The organism is Streptomyces sp. NPDC048603, assembly GCF_043199475.1.
In the GTDB taxonomy this organism is placed as follows: domain Bacteria; phylum Actinomycetota; class Actinomycetes; order Streptomycetales; family Streptomycetaceae; genus Streptomyces.
The window spans coordinates 343,364-350,798 of the sequence record NZ_JBICVY010000011.1 but is presented as its reverse complement, the minus strand read 5'-3'; the positions used below and the strand labels follow the sequence as shown (position 1 = coordinate 350,798).

Below are 7,435 nucleotides of genomic sequence, written 5' to 3'. Positions count from 1 at the left end.
GACCTGCGAAAAAACCCTCCCGATGGGGAGGGCTGGGTGCTGGGCCGTGTGAGTGCCCCCGGCAGGACTCGAACCTGCGGCCAAGTGCTTAGAAGGCACCTGCTCTATCCACTGAGCTACGGGGGCCGGAAGGTGACCGTGAGCCGGGTCAAGGATAGGGCTCCGGTCGGCTCGTCCCGGTTGCTTCACCCGCGTGCCACGATGTGGAGGTTCGGTGAAGCGGTCCCGATAATCGCAGGCAGGTGCGATTCGCGCATCGGTTTTGCGCCGCCGCGCGCGGGCCGTTGTGCACTCGTTATGCCTGCGCCCCAGTCCTCCCTGTTGTCCCTGTGTGTCCGTCCGGGGTGGCGATCGGCGCGCAGAGGGTCTATAAGCTTCAAAAATGGTCCCAAATTGGGCATTCTTCGCATGTGGTGACCTTGGATGTTCGGCCTCAGCTGCTCGATGCCCTCTCCGCCCTGCGCGACCGGGTCGCCTCCGTGCGTCTGCCGCTGCCCCTGCCCGGCGCCCCGCGCGCCCGTCAGACCAGAGCCGAGCTGCTCGCGCAGCTCGACGACTATCTGGTGCCGCGGCTGAAGGCCCCCGAGGCGCCGCTCCTCGCCGTCGTCGGTGGTTCCACCGGCGCCGGGAAGTCCACCCTGGTCAACTCCCTGGTCGGCCGACAGGTGAGCGAGGCCGGGGTGCTCCGCCCCACCACCCGGACACCCGTCCTCGTCTGCCATCCGGACGACCACCACTGGTTCGCCGGGATGCGCGTGCTGCCCGACCTGATGCGGGTCTGGGCGGACAAGAGCGAGGAGGACGCCCGCGGTCCGGCCGGCCGCACCGCCGGCGGTACGGGCAGGTCCGGCGGGGCCGCCCGGCGCACCGCCGACGGGCCCATCCGCGAGCTGCGCATCGAGACCGTCGGCAGCCTGCCCCGCGGCCTGGCCCTGCTCGACGCCCCCGACATCGACTCCCTGGTGGTCGAGAACCGGACGCTCGCCGCCGAGCTGATCTGCGCGGCCGACGTGTGGGTCATGGTCACCACCGCCTCGCGGTACGCCGACGCCGTGCCCTGGCACCTGCTGCGCACCGCCAAGGAGTACAAGGCCACCCTGATCATCGTGCTCGACCGGGTGCCGCACCAGGTGCTGGCGGAGGTCTCGCGGCAGTACGGCGCCCTGCTCACCCGCGCCGGTCTGGGCGACGTGGCGCGCTTCACCGTGCCGGAGCTGCCCGAGTCGGCGGGCGGCGGCGGGCTGCTGCCCGCCTCCGCCGTCGCCCCGCTGGCCGCCTGGCTGATCCACCACGCCCAGGACCCCGCCGCCCGGCAGCATGCCGTGGGCCGGACCGCGCTCGGCGCCCTCGACTCCCTGCGCACCCGGATGCCCGAGCTGGCCTCCGCCGTCGCGGCCCAGCACGCCGCCGCAGTACGGCTGACCGCCGCGGTGGAGGACGCGTACAAGAAGGAGGGCCGGAGGGTCCGCAACCGGCTCGACCAGGGGGCCGTACTCGCCGGTGACGCGCTCACCCGCTGGCGCGGCTACCCGCTCGACACGACCGCCGACGAACTCCTCGACTCGCTGGCCGAAAGCCTCACCGCGCTCATCCAGTGCGCCGTCGCCGCCGCCGACGAGCGGATCGCCGCCGCCTGGCGCAAGGAACCCGCCTCCCGCGCCCTCCCACAGCCCGTCACCGACCGGGAGGCGGGGGAAAGGATCGGGGTGGCCGTCCGGCGCTGGCGCCGCGTACTGGAGGAACTCGCCGAGGAGGAGGTTGCCCAGCTGGACCGGCAGCCGGCGCCGGACCCCGACGGCGTGGCCGCGCTGCTGGTCTCCGCGCTGCTCGGCGGGAAGCGGGCCCGGGTGGCCGGGGAGAAGCTCGCCGAACGGATCGGCGCACAGGCCGCGCTGCGGCTGCGCGACCGCGGCGGCGAACTCGTCGGAGAACACCTGGACGAGGTGCTGCGGGCAGAGCGCGACCGCCGCCTGGCCCCCCTCGACGCACTCGAAGTCACCCCGGAGCCGCAGGCCGAGCTGATCGCCGCGCTCTCCGTACTGCAGAAGGAGAGGTGACCGCGGTGACCGCCCTCACCGACCGTACCGACGACCGATGGGACGACGGGCTGATCGCCCGTCGCATCGCCCTCGGCGGCGAAGACGAGGAGGACGACGACACGGACGACGAACTGGTGCGCGCCCTCTCCGGCACCGTCTCCGGGGCTGGCAGCGACGGCGGCAAGACCCCCGCGCCGCCGCCCCTCAGCCCCGAGGCACGGGCCCTGCGCACCCGCCTGGACGCCCTGCGCCAGCTGATCGGCCTGTCCCGGACCCGGCTGGACGGCACGACCCTCGCCGAGGCCGGCCGGATCCTGGACGAGGCCGCCGCCCGCCGCGGTCTGTCGGCCCAGCACACGGTCGTCGCCATCGCCGGAGCCACCGGAAGCGGCAAGTCCACGCTCTTCAACTCGCTCGCCGGGGTGCAGATCTCGGAGACCGGACTGCGCCGGCCGACCACCGCCGCACCCATCGCGTGCACCTGGACGGACGGCGCGGCGGGGCTGCTGGACCGGTTGGAGATCCCCGGACGGCTGCGCCGCCGCCCCCGCGAGGGATCGGTCGCGGCCGAATCCCTCCAGGGGGTCGTCCTGGTGGACCTGCCCGACCTCGACTCGGCGGTGCGCGAGCACCGCGCACACGTGGACCGGGTGCTCGCGCTGGTCGATGCCGTGGTGTGGGTGGTGGACCCGGAGAAGTACGCCGACGCCGTGCTCCACGAGCGCTACCTGCGCCCGCTCGCCGGACACGCCGAGGTCACGTTCGTCGTGCTCAACCAGGTGGACCGGCTGCCCGGCGACGCCGCCGACCAGGTCCTCGACGACCTGCGGCGGCTGCTCGACGAGGACGGCATGGCACTCGGCGAACACGGCGAACCGGGCGCCACGGTGCTCGGCCTGTCCGCCCTCACCGGCGAGGGCGTCGGGGAACTGCGCGAACTGCTCGGCCAGTTCGCCCACGAACGGGGCGCCGCCACCCGGCGGATCTCCGCCGACGTGGACCGGGCGGCCGGCCGGCTGCGCCCCCTCTACGTCGCGGAGCGCCACGCCGGGGCGGAGATCGGCGAGGCCGTACGGACCGAGTTCGAGGACCGGCTCGCCGAGGCGGTCGGTGCCTACGCGGCGGGACTCGCGGCCGAACGGGCCTGGCGGCGCAACGCCGGCAAGGCCTGCGGCACACCCTGGCTGCGGCTCTGGCGCTGGTACGAGAACCGGAGGTCCCCGCGCGGGCTCAGCGGGCTCGCGGCGCTGGCCGCGATCGGCGGCCGCACCTTCGGCGGCGATCCGGAACCGCCGCCGGAGGCGGAGGTCACCGCGCGGCAGCGGGTGGAGCAGGCGGTGCGGACGGTCGCCGAGGAGGCCTCCGCCGGACTCCCCGAACCGTGGGCCCAGGCGGTCCGGGAGACCGCGGTGCGCGGCGCGGACCAGCTGCCCGAAGCGCTGGACGAGCTGGCCGTCACGGCCGGCGTGCCCACCGGCAAGCCGCCGCGGCCGGCCTGGTGGCCCGCCGCCGTGCTCACCCAGGCCTCCATGACCCTGCTGCAGATCTTCGGCGGCCTGTGGCTGGTGGCGCAGATCGCCGGGCTGCTGGAGCCGGGCCTGCTGCCGCCCGTCCTGCTGATGGTGGCGGGGATCGTGGGCGGGCCTCTGGTCGAGTGGACCTGCTCGATGGCGGCCCGCGGGCCCGCCCGGCGCTACGGGCAGGACGCCGAGCGGCGGCTGCGGCAGGCGGCGGCCGGCTGCGGCCGGGCCAGGGTGCTGGAGCCGGTGGCGGCCGAGCTGCTGCGGTACCGGGAGGTCCGGGAGCAGTACGCCACGGTCGCCGCAGGGGGGAACCGGTTGTCCACAACCCGTCAGTAATCCACAGGGCAGGGCGGGGTGGGGCCGCGGGGCGCAGCATGTTCGTACGTGACCGCGGAGGGCGGTGCGGGCGAGTGGCGTGGAGCGGGAGGGGTGACGGGGATGAACGAGACCCTGGTGACACTGGTGGGCCACGTGGCAACACAGGTCGACTACCGGGAGACCCCGAACGGGCCATCGGCGAGATTCCGCTTCGCCGTGCGGCCGCGGTTCGTGGACCGGCAGAAACAGGCCTGGACGGACGGGCCGACCAGCTTCTACACCGTGTGGGTCCGGCGGTCCCTCGCCGCCAACGTGGCCGGGTCGGTCGCGGTCGGCGAACCCCTTGTGGTGCACGGCCGGCTGCGGGTCCGGGACGAGGAGCGGGACGGCCGGAGGTGGTTCTCGGCGGACGTGGACGCGGTGGCCGTCGGGCACGACCTGAGCCGGGGCACCGCGGCCTTCCGCCGGGTGGCCAGAGCGGAACCCCTGCTGACGGAGGTTCAGAAGGGGGCGGTGGTCTAGGTGTTCGAGACCGCTAGGATTCCCCGGTACTCACGGGCGCCTGGGCCTCCGGCCCGAAGGGGAAGACTGTGTCCATTGCCGTTCCCGCATGTTCCGTTTCCGTCGGCGTACGACGGCCGCTGGCCGTCGCGCTGCTCGCCGCAGCCCTCGCGGCGGCGCCGGGTTCCGCCCTGGCCGCCGAGGCAGAAGGGCAGGCCGTGTCCCGGCCGCCGGAAGGCGCGAGCGCCGTGCTCGACGGTCTGAAGACCTATGGCCAGGCGGTGCTGCGCGGGCCGGACGGGGTGGTCCGTCAGGTTCCGGCCGGGCTGTACGAGATGCGCGTCGACGGCGGCGGGATGCTGCAGACCTACGGGGTGGGCGTGGCCGGCTTCGCCCAGCCCGAGGAGCGGTACACCGAGACGGCGTGGAGCGGCAGCCCGCTCGGCGGGAACGGCGAGGCCGGCCGGATCCGCTGGGTGCTGGAGCACTCCTACCCCCAGCTGAACGATCTGGCCGGGCTGGCGGAGACGGCCGGGGCCGGTGTGCTCACGGCGGAGAGCGCGGCGGCCGGCACCCAGGTCGCGATCTGGCGGCTGACCGAGGGCGCCGATGTGGAGGCGTCCGACCCGGCGGCCGAGAAGCTGGCCGACTACCTGCAGCGGGCGGCGAAGCGGCTGCCCGAGCCGCCCGCCTCGCTGAGCCTGGAGCCCGCCGATGTGTCGGGGCCGGCCGGGACCAGACTGGGCCCGGTCACCGTCCGGACGCGCGCGGAGGCGGTGACGGTCCTGCCGGACGGCGCCGCCCAGCGGATGGGGGTGCGGGTGGTGGACGCCGACGGACAGCCGGTCACCAGCGCCGGGAACGGCACCCGGCTGTACTTCGAGGTGCCGGCGGGCACCCCGGACGGCACCGCCTCGGTGACGATCCACGGCGCCACGAAGGTCCCCGTCGGCCGGGTCTTCACCAGCGGTGGGCCTGCCGGCGGCGGGCACACCAGCGGCGGGCGCGGCCAGGCCCAGATCGTGGCGGGCTCCAGCGACTCCGCGGCCACGGCCACCGGTACCGCCGTCTGGCCCGCGGTACGCGCCCTGACCGCGCAGGGCGCGCCGGGTGCGCCGGGCACGGCCATCGGCGTGGCCGCGTCCTCGGACACCCCGGACCCGTACGCCGAGGAGGGGGGCGACGACCGCCTGGCCACCAGCGGCAGCTCCGCCGCCACCCCGGTGATCGCCTCCCTGGCGGTCGGCCTGGTCGTCCTGGGCGGCCTGGTCGTCCTCCTGCTCCGCAAGCGGCCGCTGGACGAGGACGAACCGGCGTAGCGGAACCAGGCGGCCGGGCCCGTTCCGGTCCTCGCGGATGGCGTCCCGGCACGCGCGGGGCTTTCACCAGTGGAGTCGCCTCTCGTTAGTGGACGGGGCGGATCCGGGTAGTTGCACGAGATGAACGAAGGAGTGGAGACGAGAAGGACGAGCCCCGGTGCGGCTGCGCACGGCGGGCTGGTCACCTGGCAGGGGGCGGTCGCCCGGTGGGACCGGGCGCTGTTCGACACGGTCGCGCGGCGCCACTGGCCGGGCGGCGACCGGGTGCTGCCCCGGCTGAGCCGGGCCGCGAACCACGGCCTGCTGTGGGGCGGGATGGCGGCGGGACTGGCCCTCTTCGGGTCCGCCACGGCGCGCCGGGCGGCCCTGCACGGGGTAGCCTCGCTGGCCCTGGCCTCCGCCACCGTCAACAGCGTGGGCAAGTGGACCGTACGGCGGGCCCGCCCGCTGACCGAAGGCGTGCCGGCGGTGCGCCTCCCCGCCCGGCAGCCCTGGACCACCTCCTTCCCGTCCGGGCACTCCGCCTCGGCCTTCGCCTTCCTCACGGGGGTCGCGACGGCGGCGCCCAGCATCGGCGCGGTGGTCGCGCCGGTGGCGGCCTCGGTGGCCTTCTCGCGGGTCTACACCGGGGTGCACTACCCGGCCGACGTGCTCGCGGGCGCGGCCCTCGGGGTGGGCGCGGGACTGGCCGTACGGCGGCTGGCCCGGGGCGCCGGGCAGCTGCGGACGGCGCCGGGGGAGGAGCGGCCCGCCGCGGCACCGGCGCTGCCGGACGGGGCCGGGCTGACGGTGGTGGTCAACACCGCCTCGGGCGGATCTCTCGACGCGGCCGCGCTGCGCGAGGCCCTGCCCGCGGCGGAGGTCGTCGAGTGCACGGGCGAGGAGCTGACCGGCACGCTGGCGGAGGCCGCGGCCGGGTCGGCCGCGCTCGGGGTCTGCGGGGGCGACGGCACCGTCGTCGCGGCCGCCACCGCCGCCCTGCGCGCCGGGATCCCGCTCGCGGTCTTCCCGGGCGGCACCCTGAACCACTTCGCCGCCGATCTGGGCCTGGCCGTGCCCGAGGACACCTGCCGGGCCGTGACCGCCGGGGAGGCGGTCCGGGTCAGCGTGGGCCGTTTCACCCCGCTCGCCACAGCGGCCCCAGCCCCGGCCAAGGCCGCCGCCCCGGCCGGCGGCGCCGCGGAACCGTCCGGCGACGGCCGGTCCGGTCCGGAGGCGGTGACCGGACCGGGGTACTTCCTCAACACCTTCAGCATCGGCGTGTACCCGGACCTGCTGCGCCACCGGCTGCGCTGGGCTCCGCGGATCGGCTCGGGGCCGGCCGCGCTGCTGGCCGCCTGGCGGGTGCTGAGGGACCAGCGCCCCGTACGGCTGCGGCTGGCGGGCCGTACGGTGCCGGTCTGGCTGCTCTTCACGGGCAACGGCACCTACCACGGCGCCGGGCCCGTCCCGCGCCGCCGCCTGAACCTGGACGAGCCGCAGCTCGACCTCCGGGTGGTGCTGGGCGGCGGACATCCGGGCCCCAGGCTCCTGGCCGCCGCCCTCACCGGCCCGCTGACCCGGTCCCCGGCACACTTCGCGACCCACACGCGAGCGCTGCGGGTCACGGACATCCCGCCGGGCACCGCTCTCGCCTACGACGGCGAGTACGCCCTGGCTCCGGAGGCCCTGGTCCTGGACAAGCTCCCGGCCGCCCTCACCGTCTACCGCCCCCGGAACTGAGGCCGGCACCGGG

5 protein-coding genes and 1 tRNA gene are annotated in these 7,435 nt (G+C 75.6%); 5 read left to right on the top strand and 1 reads right to left on the bottom strand.

From position 1 onward, the window contains the following. Window positions 1–53: 53 nt before the first annotated feature. Window positions 54–126: transfer RNA gene (locus tag ACGFQ9_RS28070), tRNA-Arg, on the bottom strand. 293 nt (window positions 127–419) lie between these two features. Here ACGFQ9_RS28070 and ACGFQ9_RS28065 point away from each other — a divergent pair. The 5 genes from ACGFQ9_RS28065 (at window position 420) to ACGFQ9_RS28045 (ending at window position 7,422) form a co-directional block, all read left to right on the top strand. Continuing rightward, a complete protein-coding gene (locus ACGFQ9_RS28065; protein WP_393577585.1) occupies window positions 420–2,057 on the top strand; it encodes a dynamin family protein in 1,638 nt (545 codons plus the stop codon). Then, window positions 2,054–3,898 (top strand): GTPase, encoded by a 1,845-nt coding sequence (locus ACGFQ9_RS28060; protein WP_393577543.1) that lies wholly within the window; start codon window positions 2,054–2,056, stop codon window positions 3,896–3,898. The genes ACGFQ9_RS28065 and ACGFQ9_RS28060 overlap by 4 nt, the downstream gene beginning before the upstream one ends. 102 nt (window positions 3,899–4,000) lie before the next feature. Further along, a complete protein-coding gene (locus tag ACGFQ9_RS28055; protein WP_393577542.1) occupies window positions 4,001–4,402 on the top strand; it encodes a single-stranded DNA-binding protein in 402 nt (133 codons plus the stop codon). A 68-nt stretch (window positions 4,403–4,470) separates the two neighbouring features. Then, window positions 4,471–5,700 (top strand): thioester domain-containing protein, encoded by a 1,230-nt coding sequence (locus ACGFQ9_RS28050; RefSeq protein WP_393577540.1) that lies wholly within the window; start codon window positions 4,471–4,473, stop codon window positions 5,698–5,700. A gap of 120 nt (window positions 5,701–5,820) precedes the next feature. Further along, a complete protein-coding gene (locus tag ACGFQ9_RS28045) occupies window positions 5,821–7,422 on the top strand; it encodes a bifunctional phosphatase PAP2/diacylglycerol kinase family protein (RefSeq protein WP_393577539.1) in 1,602 nt (533 codons plus the stop codon). Window positions 7,423–7,435 lie beyond the last annotated feature (13 nt).

Coding starts and splice junctions, on each gene's coding strand:
- ACGFQ9_RS28055 (WP_393577542.1), top strand. CDS start 4,001: ATGAACGAGACCCTGGTGACACTGGTGGGCCACGTGGCAACACAGGTC.
- ACGFQ9_RS28045 (WP_393577539.1), top strand. CDS start 5,821: ATGAACGAAGGAGTGGAGACGAGAAGGACGAGCCCCGGTGCGGCTGCG.